The sequence below is a fragment of the Micromonospora matsumotoense genome (assembly GCF_900091525.1).
Taxonomy (GTDB): domain Bacteria; phylum Actinomycetota; class Actinomycetes; order Mycobacteriales; family Micromonosporaceae; genus Micromonospora; species Micromonospora matsumotoensis.
The window spans coordinates 336,498-360,835 of the sequence record NZ_FMCU01000004.1 but is presented as its reverse complement, the minus strand read 5'-3'; the positions used below and the strand labels follow the sequence as shown (position 1 = coordinate 360,835).

Annotated in this window: 14 protein-coding genes; 5 read left to right on the top strand and 9 right to left on the bottom strand. The window is 73.7% G+C overall.

Annotated elements, in window-relative coordinates:
* Positions 1-186 precede the first annotated feature (186 nt).
* From GA0070216_RS11275 to GA0070216_RS11245, 6 genes are all read right to left on the bottom strand, one after another.
* On the bottom strand, positions 187-2,013 hold the full coding sequence (locus tag GA0070216_RS11275; protein ID WP_176738938.1) for a hypothetical protein: 1,827 nt from the start codon (positions 2,011-2,013) through the stop codon (positions 187-189).
* An 89-nt stretch (positions 2,014-2,102) separates the two neighbouring features.
* Positions 2,103-3,065, bottom strand: coding sequence for a sulfotransferase domain-containing protein (locus GA0070216_RS11270; protein WP_091243529.1), 963 nt, complete (start codon positions 3,063-3,065; stop codon positions 2,103-2,105).
* A gap of 26 nt (positions 3,066-3,091) precedes the next feature.
* Positions 3,092-3,916: an alpha/beta fold hydrolase gene (locus GA0070216_RS11265; protein ID WP_245722450.1), complete on the bottom strand. Its 825-nt coding sequence runs from the start codon at positions 3,914-3,916 to the stop codon at positions 3,092-3,094.
* A gap of 2 nt (positions 3,917-3,918) precedes the next feature.
* Complete coding sequence (locus GA0070216_RS11260) at positions 3,919-4,227, bottom strand: acyl carrier protein (RefSeq protein WP_091243523.1); 309 nt, start codon at positions 4,225-4,227, stop codon at positions 3,919-3,921.
* A 59-nt stretch (positions 4,228-4,286) separates the two neighbouring features.
* Positions 4,287-9,278: a type I polyketide synthase gene (locus GA0070216_RS11255; RefSeq protein WP_091243521.1), complete on the bottom strand. Its 4,992-nt coding sequence runs from the start codon at positions 9,276-9,278 to the stop codon at positions 4,287-4,289.
* Positions 9,279-9,330: 52 nt separating this feature from the next.
* On the bottom strand, positions 9,331-17,160 hold the full coding sequence (locus GA0070216_RS11245) for a type I polyketide synthase (RefSeq protein ID WP_141723049.1): 7,830 nt from the start codon (positions 17,158-17,160) through the stop codon (positions 9,331-9,333).
* An 837-nt stretch (positions 17,161-17,997) separates the two neighbouring features.
* On the opposite strand from GA0070216_RS11245, the gene GA0070216_RS11240 reads away from it, so the two are divergent.
* Positions 17,998-18,927, top strand: coding sequence for a sulfite exporter TauE/SafE family protein (locus GA0070216_RS11240; protein ID WP_091243518.1), 930 nt, complete (start codon positions 17,998-18,000; stop codon positions 18,925-18,927).
* 18 nt (positions 18,928-18,945) lie between these two features.
* Here the strand turns inward: GA0070216_RS11240 and GA0070216_RS35380 are convergent, their stop codons facing one another.
* A complete protein-coding gene (locus GA0070216_RS35380; RefSeq protein ID WP_245722432.1) occupies positions 18,946-19,302 on the bottom strand; it encodes a hypothetical protein in 357 nt (118 codons plus the stop codon).
* Between the two features lie 180 nt (positions 19,303-19,482).
* Complete coding sequence (locus tag GA0070216_RS35375; protein ID WP_245722431.1) at positions 19,483-19,713, bottom strand: hypothetical protein; 231 nt, start codon at positions 19,711-19,713, stop codon at positions 19,483-19,485.
* Positions 19,714-19,835: 122 nt separating this feature from the next.
* On the opposite strand from GA0070216_RS35375, the gene GA0070216_RS11230 reads away from it, so the two are divergent.
* Positions 19,836-20,675 (top strand): fumarylacetoacetate hydrolase family protein, encoded by an 840-nt coding sequence (locus GA0070216_RS11230; RefSeq protein WP_091243514.1) that lies wholly within the window; start codon positions 19,836-19,838, stop codon positions 20,673-20,675.
* Between the two features lie 28 nt (positions 20,676-20,703).
* Here the strand turns inward: GA0070216_RS11230 and GA0070216_RS11225 are convergent, their stop codons facing one another.
* A complete protein-coding gene (locus tag GA0070216_RS11225; RefSeq protein ID WP_091243511.1) occupies positions 20,704-21,441 on the bottom strand; it encodes an SDR family NAD(P)-dependent oxidoreductase in 738 nt (245 codons plus the stop codon).
* A gap of 202 nt (positions 21,442-21,643) precedes the next feature.
* Here GA0070216_RS11225 and GA0070216_RS11220 point away from each other — a divergent pair, with 202 nt between their 5' ends.
* The 3 genes from GA0070216_RS11220 to GA0070216_RS11210 are packed head-to-tail and all read left to right on the top strand — an operon-like array spanning position 21,644 to position 24,303.
* Complete coding sequence (locus GA0070216_RS11220; protein ID WP_091243509.1) at positions 21,644-22,330, top strand: (Fe-S)-binding protein; 687 nt, start codon at positions 21,644-21,646, stop codon at positions 22,328-22,330.
* A gap of 28 nt (positions 22,331-22,358) precedes the next feature.
* Positions 22,359-23,789, top strand: a complete 1,431-nt coding sequence (locus GA0070216_RS11215; RefSeq protein ID WP_091243506.1) for a lactate utilization protein B — start codon at positions 22,359-22,361, stop codon at positions 23,787-23,789.
* Positions 23,779-24,303 carry a LutC/YkgG family protein gene (locus GA0070216_RS11210; RefSeq protein ID WP_091243502.1) on the top strand — a complete coding sequence of 175 codons (525 nt, stop codon included), beginning with the start codon at positions 23,779-23,781 and terminating at the stop codon, positions 24,301-24,303. The genes GA0070216_RS11215 and GA0070216_RS11210 overlap by 11 nt, the downstream gene beginning before the upstream one ends.
* Positions 24,304-24,338: the final 35 nt, after the last annotated feature.

The window sequence follows — 24,338 nt, the reverse complement described above, 5'->3', positions numbered from 1 at the left end:
CGGTCGAGCGGCCCGGTCGACGGAAGCGCGGCCCGACCTCAGGGCGAAAAACGGTAAAAGGCATCATATCCATACTTTCGCCCGGGAATGTTCGAGCAACGTCAGGGACGCGCCAGGATTCGGCAAGGGGAAGGAGGGGCCGCCGGCCCGGCGACGGTGCGGTCACCGGGCCGACGCCCCGGCTCCTCAGTAGCCCCGGAGCCGGATCAGTTCCCAACCACCCTCGGGGACGTCGTCGGTCGGGTCCGCCCGCAGGTTCATCGGGTTCGCCATCCCCAGGTAGAGGGTGGGACCGTCGGCGACCATGTTGCGGATGCCGTAGTTCAGGTAGTTGCCCAGCCCGGTCTTGTCGACCGTCGTCGCCGGCTTCGTCGGCGACGGGAAGGCGTACAGGTCACCGCCGTAGACCGCATCCGGCAGGGCGCTGGCCCGCATCCCGGCGGCCGCCATCGGCGCCTCGGCCAACTCGTCCGCCAGCTGCGGCAGGCCCAGCTCGGTGGCGGTCTCCTTGCCCAGCTCCTTGGCCAGGTAGCTCCAGTCCATCGTGCCGACGTACAACTTCCCGCCGGCCACCACCATCTTCCAGGTGTAGTTGTTGTACGGGTTGCCGAAACCGGCCGGCCCGAACTTCGGCGTCTGGTGCGTCGACTGCAACGCCCAGGCCCCGGCCCCACCGTTGGCCGCCGGGTCGTACGCGGGCAGCTCGGTCGAGCCGTACAGCAGCTCGACCTTCTCGAAGTGGGAGCCGAAGTTACGACCCCGGTAGATGCTGATCGACCGCTGGGTGTTCTGGATGGTGGCCTGGGCCGCCGCCTCGTCCGCCGGCGGGTAGGTCGCCATGTGCACAGTGGTCGCCTTCATCGGCACGTGCATCGTGCCCCAGTAGAGGAAGCCGCCGTAGGAGGCCAGGCCGCCCAGGGCGTACGCGCGGGCCACCACCGGGTCCGGCTCGTACGCCGACACGTTCCACACCTGCTGCCAGCCGTCGGAGTCCTCCGGGTTGAGGCCCGGGGCGCCCGAGGCCAGCAGCGGGCTCATCCAGACCGCGGCGATGCTCGGCGGCGGGGGCACGGCACCGGCGGTCGGCCCGGCCAGCTCGGCGTCCGAGCCCGGCCAGGTGGTGACGAAGAGCCGTCCCTGGTGGACGGTGAGGTCGGCGGCCTGCGCCGGCAGGTTCGCCACCACGGTGAACGCGAACGGGTCGGACTTGCTGCCCGTCCAGCGCAGCACGTTGCCGCGCTCACCCCCGTTGGCCCCGACACCCACCCCGGCGTACAGCGCGTCCCCGGCCACCGTGAAGTGCCGGATGTTGCCGTACATGGGGAAGTTGCGCGAGCCGAGGAACGCGCCGGTGTCGGTGTCGAACGCGAACAGGTTGACGCTGGTGCCCAGCGCCGGACCACCCAGCAGGGCCACCCCGCCGAAGCTCCCGGCCGCCCGGATGCCGGCCGTGGTCTGCAACCGGTTGGCGTCGTCGGTGGAGGCCGCCTTGATCAGGTCGGTCTTCTCGGTCAGCTTGTTGGCGCGGGTGTCGTAGGTGTAGAGGCGCGGCTGACGGTGGTCGCCGAGGATGGGGGGCAACTGCGGGTTGCGCTTGGCGACCTGGCTCTCGCCGTACTCGCAGACCCAGTCGTCGTTGACCGTCGGTGTGGTGTTGCGCAGGGCCCGTCCGCTGGTCAGACAGTTGACATTCGCTCCGGTGCCGAACCACAGCATCTTGCCGACCCGGGTCATGCCCCACAGGTACGCCTGGTTGACCTTGGTCTTGCCGGTGGCGCACGGCGGACCGGCCGGGTACGGCAACCCGATCCCGGCGAAGCACTCGTCCGGCTGGGCCTTGGCGAGCAGCTGCGGGCTGCTCTGCTGTGCGCTGGCCGTGCTGGCCGCGCTGCCGGTGTCGGCGGCGTCGAGTGGCGCACCGAGCGCCGCCGAGGGTACCGCCAACACCGACCCGAGCCCGAGTACGGCGACGGCGGTCGACAACCGCCGTGCGGAGAACCGGAGTGGATTCACCAACTGTCTCTCTTTCGAAGGAAGGGGAAGACCCGCCCCCGGGCCCGGCGGACCGGACCCGGGGTGGGCAGGGACAAACAGGGGACCGCTCAGACGGTGGCGGGCAGCTTCCGGGTCGCCGGGGCCACGACCCGCGACGCCATCCGCTCGGCCCACCCGGCCGGGTCGGGGAAGTCCAGGAACCGGCCGAGACCGGTCAGCTCGGCCACCGGGTCGGCGACCAGGTCCTCGTACGACATCCGCAGCAGGTGCGCCGGGGGGACGTCCCGCAGCGCCTGGTCGGCCTGGCTGCTCATGAAGGCGCACAACCCGAGGTAGCGGCGCAGGTCCTCGCCACGCTCGCGCAGCGCGTCGGCGGTCAACCGGTCCGGCAGGAACCGTTGGAGGTCCTCCGGCACCGCCTGGTCCGCGCCGACCCGGAACGGGTCCAGGCCGCACCGGCCGAGGAACTCCACCCGCAACTGGATGAGCTGGAACGACGAGTGCCGGCTCATCGACCGGGCGGTGTCCTCCCAACTGCGGGTCAGGTAGACGACCTTGCAGTCCGGGAACCCCCGCAGCAGGTACGGCGCCACGTGGCTGGAGCCGCCGGAGCGTTCCACCCACCGGGTCTTGCCGGTGAGCACGGCGAGCAGGTCCAGGAAGTCGTGGTGGTGCTGGGCCACCGACTGGGTGCGGAACTGCGGCACCCGCTCGGCGAGCTGGTCGAACAGCGCGTCCGGGTCGGCGGTGAGCTTGGACAGGGTGATCGCCAGGATGCGGGGCAGCTCGACCAGCCGGTCGGCCCACCGGCCCGTCGACGGGTAGCGGACCTCCTTCGGCGGCAGCCCGATCCGGAACAGCGTGGACAGCTCCGCCTTGGGGCTGGCCAGCACCGCCCAGTACTCGTCGCCGGTGAGCACCTCGGCGCTGCGGGCCCACGGCGCCACCGACATGAAGAACTCCTGGGCCGACAGGGTGTCCGGCTCCTCGTGGATCAGGTCGGACAGCAGCGTGGAGCCGCACCGACCGTTGCTGATGATGATCGACCGGCCGGTGATCGGGGTGTCCATCGGAAGTCCTCCTGCGTGTCGCGTCGTCATGCGGTGGTGGGTTGGGCCACGTCGAGCGAGCATTCCTCGGCGAGCCAGGCGAAGACCAGCCGGCGGACCTCCTCCGGCCGGTCGATCAGCACCGTGTGCTTCTGGTCGGGCAGCACCACGACCCGGGTCTGCGGCAGCAGCCCACGGACCGTCGGGGCCAGCTCCACCACCGCCGAGTCGCCGCCGTAGAGGCAGAGCACCGGGCAGCCGATCGCGGCCAGCGCCCCGGCCGTCGGCAGCGGGCTCGCCGGCAACTCCTGCGCCAGGCTGGTGTCGGTGAGCATCCGCTGCGTCTCGGCGGCCCGTTGGGCGGCGACCCGGCCCCGCCGGGCCCCGATCTCGGTGACCGCCCCGGCCCGGGGCAGCCGGGCGGCGACCCGGGCGAGCCGCTCGCGGACCCGACGCATCCACTCCGGGACCGGCGGCCCGGACTCCACGGTCACGATGCCGGCGACCCGGTCCGGGTGCCGGGCGGCGTAACCGAAGGCGATGGTCCCGCCGAACGAGTTGCCCAGCAGCAGCAGCGGACCGGTGACGTCCAGGCTGTCCAGCAGCGCCGCCAGATCGTCGACGAAGTCGTCCAGGGCGTACCCGGTGGCGGGGCGCTCGCTGCGTCCGTGGCCGCGCAGGTCGTACAGGACGGTCGGGAAACCGGCCCGGGACAGCGGCTCGGCCAGGGTGAAGTACCAGCTCGCCATGGTGTCCGAGGCCATCCCGTGGATCAGGACGGCGGTCGGCGTCGGCCCGGTCCGGCCGTCGACGGCCGGACCGGGGGGATCGAGCCGCTGCGTGTGCAGGGTGATCCCGTTCGCCCGGACCATGGTCACCGGCTGCCCGCCCCGACCTCGTCGGCCTGCCCCAACGAATCGGCGATGTGCCCGACGAGCTGTCCGACCTTCAACTCCCGGACGGTCTCCAGGTCCAGCTTGGCGACGAAGTGGGCGAAGTTCACCGTGTCGCCGTAACGGGACTGGAGCCGACCGGCGAGCGCGACGACGTCGATGCTCTCCATCCCCAGGTCGGCCGAGAACGTGGTGTCCATCGTGACCACCTGGTCGTCGGCGAAGTCGCCCAGTACGGCGTCGATCATCTCGGTGAGCTCGGCGAGGATGGTGTCCTGGGCCGGGGGCATGATCGTTGCTCCTTCTGCTGATCGGATGGGAAGGGCGGTGCTGCGCACCGGGTGCCGGTTCACGGCCGGGACACCCCGGGCGGGGTCGCGGGTGCCGGCTCCGGCCCCCAGGTCCAGGCGACGACGTAGCGGCGTGACGGCAGGTCCTCGGGGTTGGCCACGTCCCGGTGACCGACCCGGTACGCCCGCCCGCCGATCTGGACGGTCATCCCGACATCGGTGGCCGAGTAGACCCGGAACCGGCGCGGTGAGCCGTCCAGCCCGGTGCCCTCGGCCTTGGCGACCGCCTCCTTGGCCGCCCAGAACCGGGTGAACCACAGCCGCCGGGCCTCGGCGTCCGTGCCGGCCAGGGAGGTCAGCAGGGTCAGCTCGGCCGGGGTGAGGGCGAAGGTGAAGGTGCTCTCCGGATGGTCGGTGACCTCCGCGACGTCGATGCCGACGCCGGGTCCGCCGGGCACCGCGTCGGGTGCCCGTCGGCGGGCGATCGCCACCCCGATCTCCGCGCAGTGCGCCAGCGAGACGTCGCAGTCGCCGAGGCCCCGGCCGGGCCGTCCGCGCACCCACGGCCGACCGTCCGGGTCGTTGCCGACGGTCAGCTCGATCGGGTAGATGTCGGTGTGGCCGTCCTCCCAGAGCCGGGCCCGCACCGCGTCCTTGGCCGCGATCCGGCCCAGCATCCACTGCTTGCGGTTCTTCGCCGGGTGCCGCTCGTACTCCGCGTAGGCGGCGCCGCCGAGGATGCCCCGGGCCGCCATCCCCCGGGTGACCAGGTCGGTCCAGCAGTCGAAGGCCATCGTCCAGCCCTCGGGCTGCAACAGCGACATCGGGTGCCGCTCGGGGAACCGTTCCGCCACCCGGGCCTGCGGGTGGCTGTCGAACCGCCGGTCCACCGCCCCCTCGATCTCCGACCACACCCGACCCTGGTAACTGAGCTGGGTGTCGGCGACGAGCTTGCCGTCGTCGATGACGCGGACCCGGGCGACGCACTCGAACGCCCGGCCGGCCGGTGGGGGCGGCCCGTAGAACCGCACCTGGCCGAGCCCGACCGGCAACGCGACCGTCCGGAACGGCTGGGTGGTGATCAGCCAGTTGCCGATGAGCTGGAGGGCGTTGTCCAGCAGCGCCCCGGGCGGCACCGGGGCGGTGACGATGCCCCGTACGTGCATGTCGCCGAGCGCGTGCACCTCGGTCACGCCCTGGAACTGCGGGCCGTGGAACATCAGCCGCTCCGCGTACATCTCGGCGGCGCCGAGGGTGGGCGGCCGTTCGGTGGCCGGGTCGTGGGTCCAGACCGGCGGCGGTGCCGGATACGCCGTGCCGACCTCGATGGTCGCCCGGGCGTAGCCGGCGAAGGCGACCGCGTACCGGTTCGGGCCGGCCGCGCGGACCACGATCTCCACGTCGGTGGCCGGCTCGGCGATCAGCCACCTGTTGAACTTGGCGTCGTGCACGGCCACCACCGGGACGCCGGGCAGCAACTGCTCCACGGCCTCCATCATGTGCGCGACCAGGGCGGTCGCCGGCACCACCGGCCACCGGTCCTCCGGGTCCGGCCAGTCGTCGGGCTGCACGAAGAAGCAGTGGTCCAGCAGGTAGGGCATGGTCTCCAGAGAGATCCGCCGGGTGATCCGACCGATCTCCGCGCCGACCGCGGCGACGGTCGCCGGGGCGGCCGGCGTCGCCGGCAGGCTCGCCGTCGGCGCGGTGGGCGTCCTCCCCGTCGGTGCGGCGGGTGCGGGGGACGGCGCGGGTGCCGCGGGCCGGGTCGGCGTCGCGGTGCCGTTGCCACCGGTGGCCGTCTGCCGGCTCATGGTGTCCCGGGTGTTCTCCCGCAGCAGGGCGGCGAACTCGGCTGCGGCGCTGGACCCGCCGGAGAGCCGGTGCAACGCGTCCAGCGCGGCGGCCGGCGTACCGGCCGGCGTGGCGACGGCGGGCTGTGCCGTGCCGCCCGGCCCGCCGGGCTGTCCGGACACCCGCGCGGCCGGGGCCGGCGCGGTAGCGGGTCGGGCAGCTGCGGCGGGCACGGCGGTCGGCCGGGCGGCAGGCGTCGGTACGACCGGCCGGGTGACCGGGGGCGGTACGGCGGCCGGCGTCGACGCGCCGCCCTGGCCGGCGGCGGGGCGACCGGCTCCGACGACGGCCGGCCGGGCCGCGCCGTTTCCGTTGCCCGGCACCGCGCCGTTGCCCGGCACCGCGCCGTTTCCGTTGCCCGGCGTGGACAGCGGCCCGTCCGGCGACGCGGTCACCCCGAGCAGGCCGGCGGCGTCCGCGCCGAGGCGGACCAGCGGCCCGCCGAGGTCGAGCTTGATCCGGGGACCGCGTCGGCCGGTGCCCGCCCCGGGCTTCGCGGGGCCGTCGGTGCCGGCCGCCGCCGGGGTACGACTGGCGGTCGTGGCCGCCGTCGTCGCCCGGTCCACCCTGTTCAGGGCACTCAGATCCGGGGTGCCGCCCTCCACCCACAGCGCGGTGGCGACCCGGCGCAGCTGGTTCAACCCGCTGCGGTGCGCGGTGTTCACCGGCATCGCCAGGTGGTCGCGCCCGCGCAGGTTGTCACCGATCAGCGAGGCGAGCTGCCCCGCGCCGACCTGGAGGAACACCCGGAACCCGGCGGCGTACATCGCCTCGACGGTCTGCCGGAACCAGACCGGCTCCATCATGTGTCGGACGAAGATCCGGTTGACGTCCTCCTCGTCGGCGGGGAACGGCGCGTGCAGGGTCGCCGACCAGACCGGCATCCGGGTCGGGTGCACCTCCCAGCGGCCCAGGGCGGCACCGATCGAGGTGAGCCCGTCGGCGAAGGCGGGGGTGTGGAACGCCGAGCGGAACGGCAGCTTCTGGCACAGGATGTTGCGGGTACGCAGCGCCTCGACGAGCCGGTCGACCTGCGGCTCCGGGCCGTTGACCACCGACTGCGCCGGGGCGTTGTCGTGCGACAGGACCACCCCGGGAAAGTCGCCGAGCAGCGGGGTGACCCGGTCCGCGCCGGCCCCGACGGCGGCGAAGACGTACCCGGAGACCTCCACCGAGTCGGCGTTGAACAGGTCGAGGAACTCGTCCATCGCGGCGGTGCTGACCTGGCCGCTGACCGCGGCGGCGGTCCACTCGCCGATGCTGTGCCCGGCGACCGCGTCGGGTCGTACCCTGATCCGGGCGAGGGCGTCGTCGAGCAGCTTGCCCACCTCGATCAGGCCGGCACCGTGCCGGCCCAGGTCGGCGGCGGACCACTCGCGGTCCGGCAGGCCGAAGTGGGCGGCCAGGTCGGCGGTGCGCGGGGCGAACTCCGCCTCCAGGCCGGGGAAGACGAAGGCGAGCTTGCCCGCCCCCGCGCCGAGCAGCGGGCGGGGGCTGAACCAGATGTCCCGCCCGCCCCGCCAGGCCTGCCCCCGGGCCACCGTCTTGCGGGCCACCGCGAGCAGCTTGTCCGTCGGGTTGACGATGCCCAGCCGGGTCGACCCCGGGGTGTCACCGCCGGAGCGGGCGGCCAGCTCGACGCCGAGCCGGCGTACCTCGTGGTCGTCGCGGGCCAGCAGCTCGGCGAGCCCGGCCGGGTCCGGCGCGGCCAGCCAGAGCACCTGGTCCGGCTCGTCGACCACGGCGCGGCCGGCGGCCGGGGCGGTCAGCGCCACCACCGGCTCGCCCACCGACACGGGTGCCTGCTCGATGATCAGGTGGGCGTTGATCCCACCGAACCCGAACGCGTTGACCCCGGCCCGGCGCGGCCCGTCGCTCTCCCACGGCCGGGCGGTGTCGATCGGCGCGAACCGGGTCGCCGCCATCTCCTTGCGCGGCGTCTCGCAGTGCAGGGTGGGCGGGAGCACCCCCCGGTGCACCGCCAGCGCCGCCTTGATCAGGCCGGCCACCCCGGCGGCCGGCATGGTGTGCCCGATCATCGACTTCACCGAGCCGATCACCGGGCGGGGACCACCGGTGTACGGGCCGAACACCTGCGCCACCGTGGTCAGCTCGGCGGCGTCCCCGGTCGGGGTGCCGGTGCCGTGCGCCTCCAGCAGCCCCAGCGCGTCCGGGGCGGTCGGGTCGAGCCCGGCCGACTCCCAGGCCCGCTTGATGGCCAGCACCTGACCGGAGACCGCCGGGTTGAACATGCTCGCCGACTTGCCGTCGCTGGACACCCCGCTGCCCCGGATCACCGCGTAGACCCGGTCGCCGTCGCGCACCGCGTCGGCGTACCGCTTGAGCACCACCACGCCGGTGCCCTCGCCGATCAGCAGCCCGTCGGCGGCGGCGTCGAACGGCCGGATCTCACCCTGCCGGGACAGCGCCCGCAGCTGGTTGAACACCGACCAGAAGCTGATGTCGTGCACGTGGTGCACACCACCGGCGAGCACCGCGTCCAGCCGGCCGTTGTTGAGTTCGGTGATGCCCTGGTCCACCGCGATCAGCGAGGAGGCACAGGCGGCGTCGATGGTGTACGCCGGGCCGCGCAGGTCGAGCCGGTTGGCCACCCGGGAGGCGGCCAGGTTGGGCACCAGACCGATCGTCCCCTCCGGCTGGTAGGGCCCGAGCCGCTCGTCGAACTTCTTGCGCAGCAGCTCCAGCCGGGCCGGGTCGACGTCGGGGATCAGCTCCCGCAGGATGCTGACCACCTGGCTGGACATCCGCACCCGCTGGGCGTAGCGGGCCTGGGCGGGGCTGAGGATGCCGCCCCGGCCGAGGATGACGCCGATCCGGTCGCGGGCCGGGAGCCGGTCGCCGCCACCCGCGTCGTCGATCGCCGCGGCGGCCACCTCCAGCGTGATCAACTGGTCCGGCTCGATGTCGCCGACGGAGGCCGGCATCACCCCGAAACGCAGCGGCTCGAAGGTGGCGTACTCGTCGACGAATCCGCCGCGCCGGCAGTACATCCGGTCGGCCCGGTGGGACTGCTCCGGGTCGTAGAACTCCTCGTCCCAGCGGTGCGCGGGGACATCGGTGATCGCGTCGACCCCGCTGATCAGGTTGCGCCAGTAGCTTTCCAGGTCACCGGCGGAGGGCATCAGGGCGGCCATCCCGACGATCGCGATCTGGCCGGGCGCAGCGGCGCCGTTGTTCATCGGTTCCTCCGGCTTGCGGGGCGGGCGGGGGCGGGGCGGCACATCGACGCCGTCACCACCCGGAGGCGGTGTAGACGACCGAGGTGACCGACGCGTCGGCCCAGGCCAGCTCGCGCAGCAGGGCCAGGGCGCCCTCCTCCGGGTCGATCAGGCCGATGCCGCGCCGGGCGTACTCCCGGCTCAGCTCGGCGGTGACCATGCCGCCGTGGCCGACACCCGGGGCCCACGGCCCCCAGTGGACGGTCACACAGCGCACCCCGGTCCGGGCCGCGTACCGGGTGCCGATGGCGTCCAGGGCATCGTTGGCCGCCGCGTAGTCGGCCTGGCCCCGGTTGCCGTAGGCGGCGGCGATGCTGCCGAAGAAGACCACGAACCGCGGTGCGGTGGGCAGCGCGTCGAGGCCGGTGAGCAGGCCCCGCGCCCCGTCGACCTTGGTGTCGAAGACCCGGGTGAACGAGGCCGGGTCCTTCTCGGCGATCAGCTTGTCCTCGATGATCCCGGCGGCGTAGACCACGCCGTCGAGTCGGCCGTACTCGGCGTGGATCCCTGCCAGCAGGGTGCGGGTCGCCGCCGCGTCCCGGACGTCCAGGGCGTGGTAGCGGACCTCCCCGCCCAGCTCGGTCAGCTCGGCGATGGTCGCGGCCACCTCCCGGGCGGCCAGGATGCGCTGCGCGGTCCGGGCGATCTCGGCCGGCGAGGACAGTCCGCGTCGGGCCAGCACACCGACCAGCGCGGCCCGGTCGACGGCACCCGCCAGCTCCGGGTCCTCCGGGCCGGCCGGCAACGGGGTACGGCCGACCAGTTCGATGCGGCACCCGGTGGCGGAGGCGAGTGCCCGGGCGAACCACGGGGTGATGCCCCGCGCCCCGCCGATCAGCACCACCACCGAGTCGCGTTCCAGGCCGATCGCGGCGGCCTCGGACACCCCGTCACCGGCCGGTCCGGCACCCCCGGCGGCCAGCGCGCCAAGCTCGACCGGGACCAGGTCGGCGACGTACCGGTCGACGCCGCGTCGGGCGACCACCGGGGCGTCGGAGGCGGTGAGCAACTCGTCGAGGAGCTGCCGGGCGAGGACCTCCGGCGTCGCGGCCGGGTCCACCGCCACGAAACGGGCGGTCAGCTGCGGATACTCGCGGGCGATCGTGCGGAACAGGCCGGGCATCCCGTCGGCCGCGCCGGTGACGTCCTGCGCCCCGGCGGCGAGCAGCCAGCGCGGCCCGGCAGCCAGGGCCCGCTGCAACAGCGGGAACACGTCGGGCAGCAGCGGCTCGTCGAGGTTGGTCAACCCGTCGAGCACCAGCACCCCGTCGAACCCCTGGTCGGCCTGGTCGCTGTCGAGCACGCCCAACTGGCCGCCGGCACCGTGCGCGCCGAGCAGTTCGGCCAGGTACGCCCCGACCGGGCCGCCCCCGGTGATCAGGAAGCGCATGCCGGCGAGCGTGGTCGCCGGGTCGATCTGCTGTCCGGCCTGGACGCTCTCCAGGGCGATCAGCCGCTTCGGCGCGATTCCCACCCCGACCTCGGTCGGCGCGGGCGGTGCGGCGGCGACGGCGGCCGGCGCGGCGACGGCCGTCGTCATGGTCGGGCCGGCGGTGACGGCGGGCGTCGGGGTCACGGTGACCGTGGCGCTCATCTTCTGGTCGAGCCAGGTGACCATGGCGCGGACGGTGCGGGCCTTGACGAGGTCTTCGAGTTCGCTCTCGTCGCCTTCGACGGCGAGGGAGAGTCGTTGGGCGACCTCGCCGGCGACTTCGGCGCGTTTGATGGAGTCGATGGAGAGGTCGGCTTCGAGGTCGAGGTCGAGTTCGATGAGGTCGACCGGGTAGCCGGTGCGCTCGCTGATCACCGCCAGGATCGCCTGCTGGAAGTCGGCTGCGGTGACGCCGACCTGGTCGCCGGAGGGGAGCGCGGCGGTGAGGGTCGCGGTGGCGGTGACCGTGCCGCTCATCTTCTGGTCGAGCCAGGTGACCATGGCGCGGACGGTGCGGGCCTTGACGAGGTCTTCGAGTTCGCTCTCGTCGCCTTCGACGGCGAGGGAGAGTCGTTGGGCGACCTCGCCGGCGACTTCGGCGCGTTTGATGGAGTCGATGGAGAGGTCGGCTTCGAGGTCGAGGTCGGGCTCGATGAGGTCGACCGGGTAGCCGGTGCGCTCGCTGATCACCGCCAGGATCGCCTGCTGGAAGTCGGCTGCGGTGACGCCGACCTGGTCGCCGGAGGGGAGCGCGGCGGTGAGGGTCGCGGTGGCGGTGACCGTGCCGCTCATCTTCTGGTCGAGCCAGGTGACCATGGCGCGGACGGTGCGGGCCTTGACGAGGTCTTCGAGTTCGCTCTCGTCGCCTTCGACGGCGAGGGAGAGTCGTTGGGCGACCTCGCCGGCGACTTCGGCGCGTTTGATGGAGTCGATGGAGAGGTCGGCTTCGAGGTCGAGGTCGAGTTCGATGAGGTCGACCGGGTAGCCGGTGCGCTCGCTGATCACCGCGAGGATCGCCTGCTGGAACTCGGCGATGCCCGGCCCGGCCGGGGCCGGGGCCACGACCACGCCGGCCGGGGCCGGCGCCACGACCAGGCCGGCCGGGACGACGCCGCCGACCGCGGGAGAGACGGGCATGACGTCCGGGGTGACCGGTGCGGGCCGGGTGATCACGGGTGCGGTGGCCAGCGCGGTGCCGCCGTTCGATCCCGCCACGGTGGGCATCGCCGCCGGGGCCGCCGCAGGTCGGGGGGCCGGGGCGGGCGTCGGGGTCGGCACCACGGCGGGGCGGGGAGCCGGCGCGGGCGTGGCGGCCGGGGTGGGCATCGGCGTCGGGCCGGCGGGCAGCGCGGTGTACCCCTCGACCCGGTACGTCTCGGTGGGCTGCCAGCCCGGCCGGCCGCCCCCGTCACCGGAGTCGCCGAGGAAGGCGAGCATCACGTCCCGCTGGGTGGCGATCATCTCCCGGGTGGTGCGCAGGTACTCGCTGAGCAGCTCGCCCCGGATGTCCCGGACGGTCGCCGGCTCGGGGCCGGTGACGGTCCGGACCTCCCGGACGGTCACCGGCTCGGGGGCGCTGACGGTGCCGGTGGCGGTGCCGGGGGTGGTGGCGGTGCCGTTGGCGGGGGTCATCGACAACTCCTTGATCCGTCGGGGTGGGGTCATGCCACCGGGAAGACAGTTGCCGTGCTGGTCCCGGACGAGTTGACCGTCGACCGTCCAGAGCGGACGACGGCTCGGTGCGGTGGTGGTGGAGTCGTCCGCGACCCGGCCGTGGAAGAGCCAGTCGGGGCGGACCTGCGCGCCGGCGCAGGCGAGCTCGGCCACCGAGATCAGGAATCCGCGCAGCCCGTCGGACGGGCCGCGTTCGCAGGCGACCGTCTGGTGGGGTCGGTCGCCGAGCACCGCCTGCACCAGCCGGCTGAGCACCTGACCGGGGCCGACCTCGACGAACAGGCGGGCGCCGGCGGCGTACATCGCCTCGATCTGCTCGACGAAGCGCACCGGTGCGCCGATCTGCTCGGCGAGGTGGTGCCGGACCTGGCTGGCGTCGCCGGAGTACGGCGCGGCGGTCAGGTTCGACCAGACCGGGATGCGGGGTTCGGCGATCGGCCGGGCGGCGAGCACCTCGGCGAAGGTCTCCACCGCCCCGGCCACCACCGGGCTGTGGAAGGCGCAGGCCACCGGGATGGCCCGGGCGGACAGGCCGGCCTCCTTGAGCGCGACCACCGCCGCCCGCACCTTCGGGGTCGGGCCGGAGACCACCACCTGCTGCGGCGCGTTCCGGTTGGCCAGCACCACCTCGCTGGTCAGGCCGGCGCTGGCGAGCACCTGGGCGACCTGGTCGGCGGTGGCGTTGACCGCCGCCATGGTGCCCGGGTCCTCGCCGCAGGCGCCGAGGATGGCCGCCGCCCGTTGCCGGCTCAGGTCGAGCAGGGTGGCCGCGTCGAACGCCCCGGCGACGCAGAGCCCGACGAGTTCGCCGTAGCTGTGGCCGGCGGTCATGTCGGGGCGGACCCCGAGGCGGCGCAGCAGGTGGTCCATGGCGAGACCGCCGATGCCGAGCACCGGCTGGGCGGTCCGGGTGTCGCGTACCCGGTCTTCCTGGGCGCGCCGGGAGTCCTGGTCGAAGGCGGTCGGCGGGAAGAGCAGCTCCGCGGCGGCCGGGTCGAGTTCGAGGTAGTGCCGCAGCTCGGGGAAGGCGACGAAGAGTTCCCCGAGGGCGCCGGGACGCTGGCTGCCCTGGCCGGGGAAGAGGAACGCCAGCTGGCCGGGCCCGACCGGGTCGACCCCGGTCGGCTGGACCAGGCCCCGGGCCGGGTCGTGCTCGCCGGCCAGCGCCCGGTGCAGCAGGGTCTCCAGCTCGGTCAGGTCACGGGCGACCACCGCGACCTGGGTCGTCCCGGGCCGGTTGGCGGCCCGGGCGGCGACCGACGCGGCCAGTTGGGCGAGCCGGGCCGGCCGGTCCCCGGCGGCGTCGCCGGCCAGGCTCTCCAGCAGTTGCCGGACGGCCTGGTGGGCGGCGGCCCGGTCCGCGCCGCGGAAGCAGAACAGCTCCGCCGGCCAGATCCGTTGCGCGTGCCGGGGTTCGGCCGCGTTCGGGTAGGCGCTGAGCACGACGTGGAAGTTGGTGCCACCGAAGCCGAACGCGCTGACCCCGGCGATCCGTTCGGCGGCCGGCACCGGCCACGGGCGGGCCTCGGTGAAGAACGCGAACGGGCTCTGCTGCGGGTGCCAGGCCGGGTTGGGCCGTTCCAGGTGGATGGTGGGGGGTCGGATGCCGTGGTAGAGGGCGAGCGTCGCCTTGATCAGCCCGGCCAACCCGGCGGCGCACTTGGTGTGTCCGATCTGGGACTTCACCGAGCCGAGCGCGCAGCCGCCCGGCTCGGCGCCGGCCTCGACGAACATCCGGGTCAGCGTCTCCAGCTCGGTGCGGTCGCCGACCACCGTGCCGGTGCCGTGCGCCTCCACCAGCCCGACCTCGCGGGGCGAGATGCCGGTGCGGTGGTAGGCCCGGTCCAGGGCCCGCCGCTGCCCGTCCGGGCGCGGCGCGGTCAGGCCGAGGGCCCGCCCGTCGCTGGCCCCGCCGAGCCCCTTGATCACGCCGTAGATCCGGTCGCCGTCGCGCTCGGCGTCGGACAACCGCTTGAGCACGACGCACGCGACGCCCTCGCCGAGGGCGATCCCGTCGCCGGTGCTGTCGAACGGGCGGGACCGGCCGGTGGGGGACAGCGCGTGCGCCGAGGTGAACATCAGGTAGTCGTTGACCCCGTTGTGCAGGTCGGCGCCGCCGCAGATCATCAGGTCGCTGTCCCCGCTGGCCAGCTCCTTGCAGGCGGCGTCCATCGCGGCCAGGGACGAGGCGCAGGCCGCGTCGATGGTGTAGTTGGGCCCGCCCAGGTCGAGCCGGTTGGCGACCCGGCCGGCGATCACGTTGGCCAGCACGCCGGGGAAGCTGTCCTCGGTGACCGTGGGCAGCAGCTCCTGCATCTGGTCGGGCACCTCGCCGAGGTACGCCGGGAGCATGGTGCGCAGGGTCTGCGCGTGCCCCATGTCGCTGCCGGCCTCCGCGCCGAACACCACCCCGGTCCGGGCGTGGTCCGCGCCCGGGGCGTCGTAGGCGTAACCGGCGTCGACGAGCGCCCGGTGGGAGACCTCCAGGGCGAGCAGTTGGGTCGGGTCGATGCTGCTCAGCGCGGCCGGCGGAATGCCGTAGCCGATGGCGTCGAAGGGCACCGGGTCGATGAACCCGCCCCACTTGGAGACGCTGATCCGGCCGGTCTGCCCGGGCCCGACCTCGGGGGCGTAGTAGTGGTCGGTGTCCCAGCGGTCGGCCGGGACCTCGGTGACGGTGTCGACGCCGCTGAGCACGGTACGCCAGAAGCTGTCCAGGTCGGGGGAGCCGGGCAGCATGCAGGCCATCCCGACGATGGCGATGTCCAGCGGGGCGGGCGCCTGGTCGATGTCGGCGGCCGGCGGGGTGAGCCGGGCCCGCAACGTGTCGAGCCGGCCGGCGTGGAAGCCCCGTACCTCGGTGGTGACCTCGTCGTGCAGCGCGGCGACGGTGGTGGCGGCGGTGCGCAGCACGGCGACCTGGCCGGCCATGAACAGCCCGTCGCTGGCCTGGATGCTCTCGTCGACGGCCTCGACGACGTCGCCGGAGCGTCGCAGGCCCTTGCTGGCGATCCGGAGCCGGCCCACGTTGAGCAGCTCCAACTGCTCCCACACCTGGCGGTTCTCCGCCCCGGCGCCCTCCAGTTGGGTGCGCAACTCGTGGAAGTCGTCGACGAACGGGGTGTGCAGGCAGCGGGTGGCGTGCCCGGGGGCGGTCTCCAGCAGCGCGGTGTGCTCGGCGGTGAGCGCCTCCCGCTGGAACAGCGGCTGGACCGCGCCGTGGGTCACCGCCTCCTCGGTGAACAGGTAGGCGGTGCCCATCAGCACGCCGATCCGGGCGCCCCGGCGGGCCAGCGGCGCGGCCATCGTGGCGACCATCGCCGCCGACCGGGCGTCGTGCACCCCACCGGCGAAGAAGATCTGCAGCTGCGCGCCGGCGGCCGGATCGGCGTCGAGGTACTCGTCGAGCACCGCCAGTTGGGCCTCCCACAGCGGGAAGCTCGCCCGGGGACCCACGTGCCCGCCGCACTCGGCGCCCTCGAAGATGAACTTGCGGGCGCCGGAGCGCAGGAACTGGCGCAGCAGGCCGGGGGAGGGCACGTGCAGGAAGGTGCTGATCCCCTGCTCCTCCAGGGCGCGGGCCTGCGGTGGCCGGCCACCGGCGATGATGGCGCAGGCGGGGCGGATCTCGCGGATGACGTCCAGTTGCGCCGCGCGCAGCTCCTCGGGGGCGAAGCCGAGCACCCCGACGCCCCAGGGCTTGTCGCCGAGCTGCGCGGCGGTCTCGGTGAGCATCCGGCGGCACTGGTCGGCCGAGTTGAGGGCGAGCGCGACGAACGGCAGCGCGCCACCGTCGGCGACCGCCGCGGCGAAGGCGGCCTCGTCGCTGACCCGGGTCATCGGACCCTGGGCGACGGGCACCCGTACCCCGAGGGCCGCCGCGAGGGGAGCACCGGGCTGGAGCAGGTCGGCGGCGTCCGGGCCGTCGACGGCGTCGAGCATCGCCGCGCGCATTCCGCGTACGGCGGCGGCGGTGTCCGGCCAACGGTCGGCGAAGGCGGCGGCCAGCCAGCCGTCCTGGCCGACGGGGAGCAGTTCCGCGTCGGCCTGGTGGGGGCCGCCCCGGCGGATGCCCCGCACCCCGGCGCGCAGGACGGTTTCCGAGCCGTCCATCCGCCGGATCACCGCCTGGACGTCGACCGGCAGCTCCGACTCGGGCATCAGGGCGAGCTGGGTGTCCAGGACGACGCCGGTCGCGCCGCCGACCAGGCAGGCGCCGGCGGTACGCGGGCCGATCCCGCCGGCCACCCAGACCGGCAGGTCGAGGGTGTCGTCGGCGACGAGCTGCTGGAGCAGGACGAAAGAGCTGAGTTCGCCGACCCGGCCGCCGGCCTCCATCCCCCGGGCGATCAGTCCGTGCGCCCCCGCCGCCGCTGCGGCGTGCGCCTCGGCCCGGCTGGTCACCTCCACGAGCACCCGGTGGTGCCCGGTGATCTCGGCCAGCGGCCACGGGCTCGTCGGCTCGACCACGACCAGGTCCACCCGGCCGGCGGCGACGCGTGCCACGTCGGCGGGGGTGGCCTGGCAGCCGGCGGGCACCCGGATGCCGATCGGGTCGGCCGACCAGTTCGCCGCCCGGGCGAGTGCCCGCAACGCCCAGTCGTCGCCGGTGGCGAGGTCGATGATGCCGCGCCCACCACCGACGGCGGTGGCGGCCGTGATCCGTGGGCCTGGTTCCAGGACGCCGATCGGATTGACGACCAGGATCAGGTCACGCGTGTACGGTGCGCTACTCATCGGGCTCCCACTTCGGTCGCGAAGGATCGCGTGGTGACGGGGGGATTTGCCGGCCGAACGCCAGCGAGTGCGGTTCTGATTTGCGGCAGTCAATGTCGCGCTGAGTCACAATCTAGCGCTGCCCAGTTACGGCCCGGTTAAATCCAACCATCGGCGCCGCTTCGGTGAAGATTTCCTACCAAGGCTACCGGATATGCCGTCGGGGTAACCAGGCAAAATGACGGTCGATGAGTCGACGCTGTCGCCAGATCGTGCCACGGTAGGTCGCCAGTTCATTTACGGGCTTATTTCCAAACTGTTTTCTGCTGAACGTGAAGTTCCTGGTAGCAGAGATCAACTCGCCGCACGTCCCACTATGTGGAACGGGTCTTGCCATGGATTGCGGTGAACATTAAAGATCCGTACCGGCATTCTTGGCGTCATTACCCATCGATTTGATGTGGCATTCGTGAGGCGAGGTGGGATTGGTTTCGATCATCAGATTCCCTGGTCAAGGACCGGGTGTTCATCGCCCGAGCCCCCGCCTCGCCCATCGCCGCTGACCTCGGCAGTGACCGCCGACCGGGCGAAGATGCCTCGAAGGTGTCGCCGATAACGGCTCTGGGCTGGTCAAACGTCAAGCTTTGACGACAGTCGACGTACTCACTTAACGAACGTTTCACGCGCTGTCTGCCGGGCCGTCCTACGAGCCGGCACCAAGCGACCTGCGGGGGCGATTCCTCCAGCAGCACCGCCCCCCCCACACAGGCCCCGACCAGCCGGGACGTCCGTCACCGCCACGGTGATCCGCCCTAGCCGGGCCGACCTTCCCATTCATCTTCCGGATCGGCGGTAATTGTGCGAAGCCTGCTTCTTCTTGCCCTCGTCGGCCTCGGTGCGCAACTGGTCGACGGCAGCCTCGGGATGGCGTACGGCGTGACATCCACCACATTGTTGCTGGCCCTCAACACAGGTGCGGCCAGCGCCTCGGCGACCGTTCACCTGGCCGAGATCGGCACCACCCTGGTCTCGGGCGCCGCGCACTGGCGGTTCGGCAACGTCGACTGGACGGTGGTCCGCCGGGTCGGTGTGCCGGGTGCCGTCGGGGCGTTCGCCGGCGCGACCTTCCTGTCCAGCCTCTCCACCGAGACCGCGGCGCCGATCATGTCGCTGATCCTGTTCACCCTCGGCCTGTACGTGCTGATCCGGTTCACCGTCGCCGGACTGCCCCGGGACCGCGTCGGGCTGCCCCTGCGCAAGCGTTTCCTCGGGCCGCTGGGGCTGGTCGCCGGTTTCGTTGACGCCACCGGCGGCGGGGGCTGGGGCCCGGTCGGCACCCCCGCGATCCTGGCCAGCGGCCGGCTGGAACCCCGCCGGGTGATCGGCTCGATCGACACCAGCGAGTTCCTGGTGGCGGTCGCCGCCAGCCTGGGCTTCCTGGTCGGCATCGGCTCCGCCAACATCAACTTCGCCTGGGCGGGCGCGCTGCTGCTCGGCGGCATGATCGCCGCCCCGATCGCCGCCTGGCTGGTCCGGCTGGTCCCGCCCCGGGTGCTCGGCTCCGCCGTCGGCGGGGTCATCGTCCTGACCAACACCCGGACCCTGTTGCGCAGCGACTGGATCGGCGCTCCGGACGCCGTCCGCTACGGCTGCTACCTGATCGTCGTGGTGCTCTGGGTGGCGGCGGTGAGCTGGTCGCTGCGCCGGCACCTGGCCGACCGGCAGGCCACGCCGGTCGCCGTCGGACCGGAGGCCGGCGCCGGGGAACACGCCACCACGTCCAGCTGACCGGACGGCCGGCGGCTCCTACACCTCCGGGTCCCAGGCCACGAGCAGGTCGAAGAGCCGCCGGTCGCCGTCCAGTTCCAGGGCGTCCACCGGAATCCGGCCGTACGGCGCCGGGACCAGATCGCTGGCCGTGCCCCGGGCGGAGGCCTCGGCCGCCAGCGCATCGGGGGGAGTGCCGGACCCGGACAGGCGGGCCGCCCGTACGCCCGCAGGACGGCTTCCCGACGGTTGCGGGCGCGGAGAGCCGGAGCCGCAGGAACGACCCTCGGTAGCGTGGTGGTCGACGGCGGCCGGTGCGTGCGGCCAGGCCGCCGTCGTGGTGCAGCAGGTGAACAGGAAGTCCTCGACGCCGTCGAGGGCCACCCCGGCGGGCAACGGCTGCGGGCGCTCACGGTGAGCTGGGCGTCGTAGGTGTGCACCGCGATCTCCTGGAGTTGGCGCCGGGCACCGCACCGCAGGTCTGTGGCGACTGCGACCAGGCCCACCAGGTTCCAGCAACCGCGATCCGGGCCCGTCGTCCCCGATCGTCGTCGGGACGCGACGAGGCGGGCGTGGTCACGGCACGGGGTGCTCGGTCTGGGCGCGGATCTGCCGGAAGATCTCCTCCGGGTGAGTGGTCTGCGGGAAGTGGGTGAGGTGGACCATGCCGAGCGTGTGCCGGTCGGCCCAGGCGCAGACGTGGACCCGGACACCCCTGCTGCGGCCGTCCCCGCAGCGGGCGGACCCGCCCAGCGGTCCCGGGGGGACCGGTGTCACGCCCGAGATGGCGGTGAGCCGGGTGAACACCAGGTCCAGGGTCCGGTGCGAGCGCGGTGGTGCACCGGACCGGACACCGGGTCGGGCGGTCCCGGGTGATCTACGATCCTGCATGGCGTCAACGGGGCGCCGGAGCGTGGAGAGGTCGTCGGATGAAGCTGATGCGGGTGGGCCCGGCCGGCGCGGAGCGGCCGGTGCTGCACGTCGACGGCCGGCATTTCGACCTGTCCGGGCTCACTGCGGACATCGACGCCGCCTTCCTCGCCTCCGACGGCCCGGCCCGGGTCCGGGCGGCGCGGGACCTGCCGGAGGTGGACGTCACCGGCCTGCGGGTCGGCGCGCCGGTGGCCCGGCCGGGCGTGGTGCTCTGCGTCGGGCAGAACTACGCCGCGCACGCCGCCGAGTCCGGCGCCGCCCCACCGGAGACCCCGATCATCTTCTACAAGGCACCTAACACCGTGGTCGGCCCGTACGACGACGTGCGGGTGCCGCGCGGGGCGACCGCCACCGACTGGGAGGTGGAGCTGGCCGTGGTCATCGGACGGCAGGCCCGCTACCTGGAGTCGCCCGCGCAGAGCCTGGCCCACGTCGCCGGCTACCTGGTCTCCAACGACGTGTCCGAGCGCGACTTCCAGCTGCGCGACTCCGGCGGCCAGTGGTCCAAGGGGAAGTCCTGTGAGACCTTCCAACCGCTCGGCCCGTGGCTGGTCACCCCGGACGAGATCGCCGATGTGCAGGACCTCGGGTTGCGTTCCTGGGTCAACGGCGAGCCCCGGCAGGACTCCCGCACCGGGGACATGGTCTTCGACGTGGCGTACCTGATCTGGCATCTGTCGCAGTACACGGTGCTCGACCCCGGTGACGTGATCAACACCGGTACGCCGGAGGGGGTCGCCCTCTCCGGCCGGTTCCCCTACCTGCGGCCCGGTGACGTGGTGGAGGTCGAGGTGGACGGCCTGGGCCGGCAGCGGGTCACCATGACGGCGGCCTGACCGGCGGGCTGCCGGCCGGCCGGCCGGATCAGCGGACCAGCCGCAGGCCGGACATGCCGCCGTCGACGGCCAGCGCGGTGCCGGTGGTCGCCCCCGACAGCGGGGAGGCGAGGAACGCCACCGCCTGGGCGACCTCGTCGGCGGTGACCAGTCGACCGGTGGGCTGTCGGGCGGCGAGCCGGCGCTTCTCCGCGGCCGGGTCCCCGGCTCCGGCGAGCAGCCGGGCCACCCACGGGGTGTCCACCGTGCCCGGTGCCACCGTGCACACCCGGATGCCGTCGCCCACCAGGTCCGCGGCCATGGCCAGGCTGAGCGCGTGCACCGCGCCCTTGGTGGCGGAGTAGACCGCCCGGTCGACCAGCCCCGCCGTCGCCGCGATCGAGGTGATGCTGACGATGGCCCCGCTGGACGAGCGGCGCAGGTGGGGCAGGGCGGCCCGGCAGGCCCGGGCGACCCCGACGACGTTGACGTCGAGGCAGTGGTGCCACTCGGCGTCGTCGGCGGCCTCCACCGCCCCGACCGCGCTGACCGCCGCGCAGTTCACCAGCACGTCGAGACCACCCAGGGTTGCCGCGACCCGGTCCATGGCCTCTTCCAAGGGGCCGGTGACGTCGGCGGTGAGCCGCAGGTGCGCTCCGCCGGCACCGGGGTCGCGATCCAGGACGGCGACCCGGGCCCCGCGCGCGGCCAGCAGGTCGGCGACCGCCGCGCCGATGCCCGAACCGCCGCCGGTGACCGCCGCCACCAGACCGTGGAAATCCGTCATCTCGGCACCTCGTACCCACGGGCGGCGGGGACCGGGGGACACCCCCACCCGCACCGGGCGTCCACCGGGGCCGGTACGCCGCAGCGATCGGCGGGCCAGCGGCCCGCCCGGCCGACGAGACCGCAGGACGTCGCACCTCGCACCGAACTCCATAGATCATATACGATTCGTCAAACACGGCCGGGGACGGCGAGGGGGCTCGGTGCGCATCGCGTTGTTCGTCACCTGCCTCAACGACGCGTTCTTCCCGCGCGTCGGCATCGCCACCGTGACGGTGCTGGAGCGGCTCGGCCACACCGTGACCTTCCCCGCCGGGCAGAGCTGTTGCGGCCAGTTGCACGCCAACACCGGCTACCCGGACCCGGCCCGGGTGCTCGAGCGGAGCACCGAGGCGGCGTTCGCCGGCCACGACGTCGTCGTCTCCCCGTCCGGTTCCTGTGTGGCCCACCTGCGGGCGCACACCCGGTTGCCGGTGCACGAGCTGTCCGAGCTGCTGGTGGACGTGCTCGCGGTGACCGATGTGGGGGCCCGCTTCCCCCACCGGGTCACCTACCACCCGACCTGCCACGGGCTGCGGATGCTGCGCCTGGGCGACCGGCCACGCCGACTGCTCGGCGCGGTGCGCGACCTGGAGCTGCTGGACCTGCCCGAGCCGGAGCAGTGCTGCGGCTTCGGTGGCACCTTCGCGCTGAAGAACGCCGCCGTCTCCGGCGCCATGCTCGACGACAAGTGCGCCCACGCGGTGGCCACCGGCGCCGACTACCTGGCCGCCGCGGACAGCTCCTGCCTGGCCCACATCGGCGGTGGCCTGGCCCGCCGGCCCGGTGCCCCGCGCCCCGTCCACTACGCCGAGATCCTCGCCGCGACCGGGCCCGGGACGGGCCCGTGACGCCCCGACGACATCCGGAGGGCCCGCGATGAGCCGGCAGTTGCCCATCGTGGCGGTCACCCCCTTCCCCCGGGCGGCGGCCGGCGCGCTGCGGGACGCCCAGCTCCGGGCGAACCTGGGTCGCGCCACCCGTACCATCCGGGACAAGCGGGCCGCGGTGGTGGCCGAGGTGCCCGACTGGGACCGGTTGCGCGACCGGGCGGCCCGGGTCAAGGACGACGTGATCGACCGGCTGCCCGAGCTGGTGGCGCAGTTCGCGCGGGCGGCCACCGCCGCCGGGGCGACCGTGCACCACGCCGTGGACGCCGCCGCCGCCAACACGGTGGTCACCGAGCTGGTCCGGGCGCAGGGCGTCGACCGGGTGGTGAAGGTCAAGTCGATGGCGACCCAGGAGATCGGCCTCAACGAGGCGCTGGCGGCGGCCGGGGTGACGGCGGTGGAGACCGACCTGGCCGAGCTGATCGTCCAACTCGCCGACGACACCCCGTCGCACATCCTGGTGCCGGCGATCCACTACAACCGGGGGCAGATCCGGGAGCTGTTCGCCCGTCGGATGCCCGGCTTCCACGCCGACTCGGACGACCCCGCGGTGCTGGCCGGCGCCGCCCGGGAGTATCTGCGGCGGACCTTCCTGGCGGCCCGGGTCGCGATCTGCGGGGCCAACTTCGCGGTGGCCGAGACCGGCTCCCTGGTGGTCGTCGAGTCCGAGGGCAACGGCCGGATGTGCCTGACCCTGCCGGACACCCTGATCGCCGTGGTCGGGGTGGAGAAGCTGCTGCCCCGCTTCGCCGATCTCGGTGACTTCCTGCGCCTGCTGCCGCGCTCGTCGACCGGTGAGCGGATGAACCCGTACACCTCGATCTTCACCGGGGTGACCCCCGGCGACGGGCCGCGCCGGCTGCACGTCGTGCTGCTGGACAACGGTCGACGCCGGATGGCGGCGGACCCGGTGGGCCGGGCGGCGTTGCGCTGCATCCGCTGCTCGGCCTGCCTGAACGTGTGTCCGGTCTACGAGCGGGTCGGCGGCCACGCCTACGGCTCGGTCTATCCCGGGCCGATCGGGGCGATCCTGTCGCCCCAGCTCACCGGGCAGGACGCCGGCCACAACGCGACCCTGCCGTACGCCTCGACGCTCTGTGGGGCCTGCTACGACGTCTGTCCCGTCAAGATCGACATTCCGGCGATCCTGGTCCACCTGCGCCAGACGGGACCGAAGCCGGCGGCCGAACGCGCGGCGATGGCGTGGCTTGCCTGGACGATGCGCGACCGTCGCCGGTGGCGGGCGGCGCTGCGGACGGCCCGCGCCGGCGGTCGGCCCCTGCGGGTGCTGACCCGGCGGCACGGCGGGCGGCTGCGCCGGGCACCGTGGCCGCTGTCGGCGTGGACGGCGCACCGGGACGCCCCACTGCCGGCCGCCGAGTCCTTCCGCGACTGGTGGCACCGGACCCATGACTCCTGAACTGTCCGCGCTCTTCGCCGCCCGGGCCGGGGACTACCGTGCCGGGGTGCATCCCTGTACCCCGGCGGAGCTGCCCGACCTGCTCGCCACCCTGCTCGCCGGGGCTTCCGGGGTGGTGCTGCCGGCCGGAACACCACCGGAGTGGACCGCCCGGCTGGGCCGGCCCACCCTGTCCGGCGACACGCTCACCGCCGCCCAGCTGGACGCCCCCGGGCTGGCCGTGCTCACCGGTTGCGCGCTCGCCGTCGCCGAGACCGGCACCCTGGTGCTCGACGGGGGCGTGGCGCAGGGCCGCCGGTTGCTGACCCTGGTCCCCGACCACCACGTCTGCGTGGTCCGCGCCGCGCAGATCGTGGCCGACGTGCCCGACCTGGTGATCGCGCTGCCCGACCCGACCCGCCCCCTGACGATGATCTCCGGACCCTCCGCGACGAGCGACATCGAGCTCAACCGGGTGGAGGGCGTGCACGGCCCCCGCCGCCTGGACATCGTCTGCCTTCCCCCGCACCGGTAGCGGGGCGGGGCGAGCGCGCTGCGGCTACCCTCGCC

Excerpts from the sequence above, each read along its gene's own strand:
- GA0070216_RS11260 (WP_091243523.1), bottom strand. The coding sequence starts at position 4,227 with ATGCCCCCGGCCCAGGACACCATCCTCGCCGAGCTCACCGAGATGATC.
- GA0070216_RS11210 (WP_091243502.1), top strand. The coding sequence starts at position 23,779 with ATGACTCCTGAACTGTCCGCGCTCTTCGCCGCCCGGGCCGGGGACTAC.
- GA0070216_RS11215 (WP_091243506.1), top strand. The coding sequence starts at position 22,359 with ATGAGCCGGCAGTTGCCCATCGTGGCGGTCACCCCCTTCCCCCGGGCG.
- GA0070216_RS11255 (WP_091243521.1), bottom strand. The coding sequence starts at position 9,278 with ATGAACAACGGCGCCGCTGCGCCCGGCCAGATCGCGATCGTCGGGATG.
- GA0070216_RS11270 (WP_091243529.1), bottom strand. The coding sequence starts at position 3,065 with ATGGACACCCCGATCACCGGCCGGTCGATCATCATCAGCAACGGTCGG.
- GA0070216_RS11225 (WP_091243511.1), bottom strand. The coding sequence starts at position 21,441 with ATGACGGATTTCCACGGTCTGGTGGCGGCGGTCACCGGCGGCGGTTCG.
- GA0070216_RS11265 (WP_245722450.1), bottom strand. The coding sequence starts at position 3,916 with ATGGTCCGGGCGAACGGGATCACCCTGCACACGCAGCGGCTCGATCCC.
- GA0070216_RS11245 (WP_141723049.1), bottom strand. The coding sequence starts at position 17,160 with ATGAGTAGCGCACCGTACACGCGTGACCTGATCCTGGTCGTCAATCCG.
- GA0070216_RS11230 (WP_091243514.1), top strand. The coding sequence starts at position 19,836 with ATGAAGCTGATGCGGGTGGGCCCGGCCGGCGCGGAGCGGCCGGTGCTG.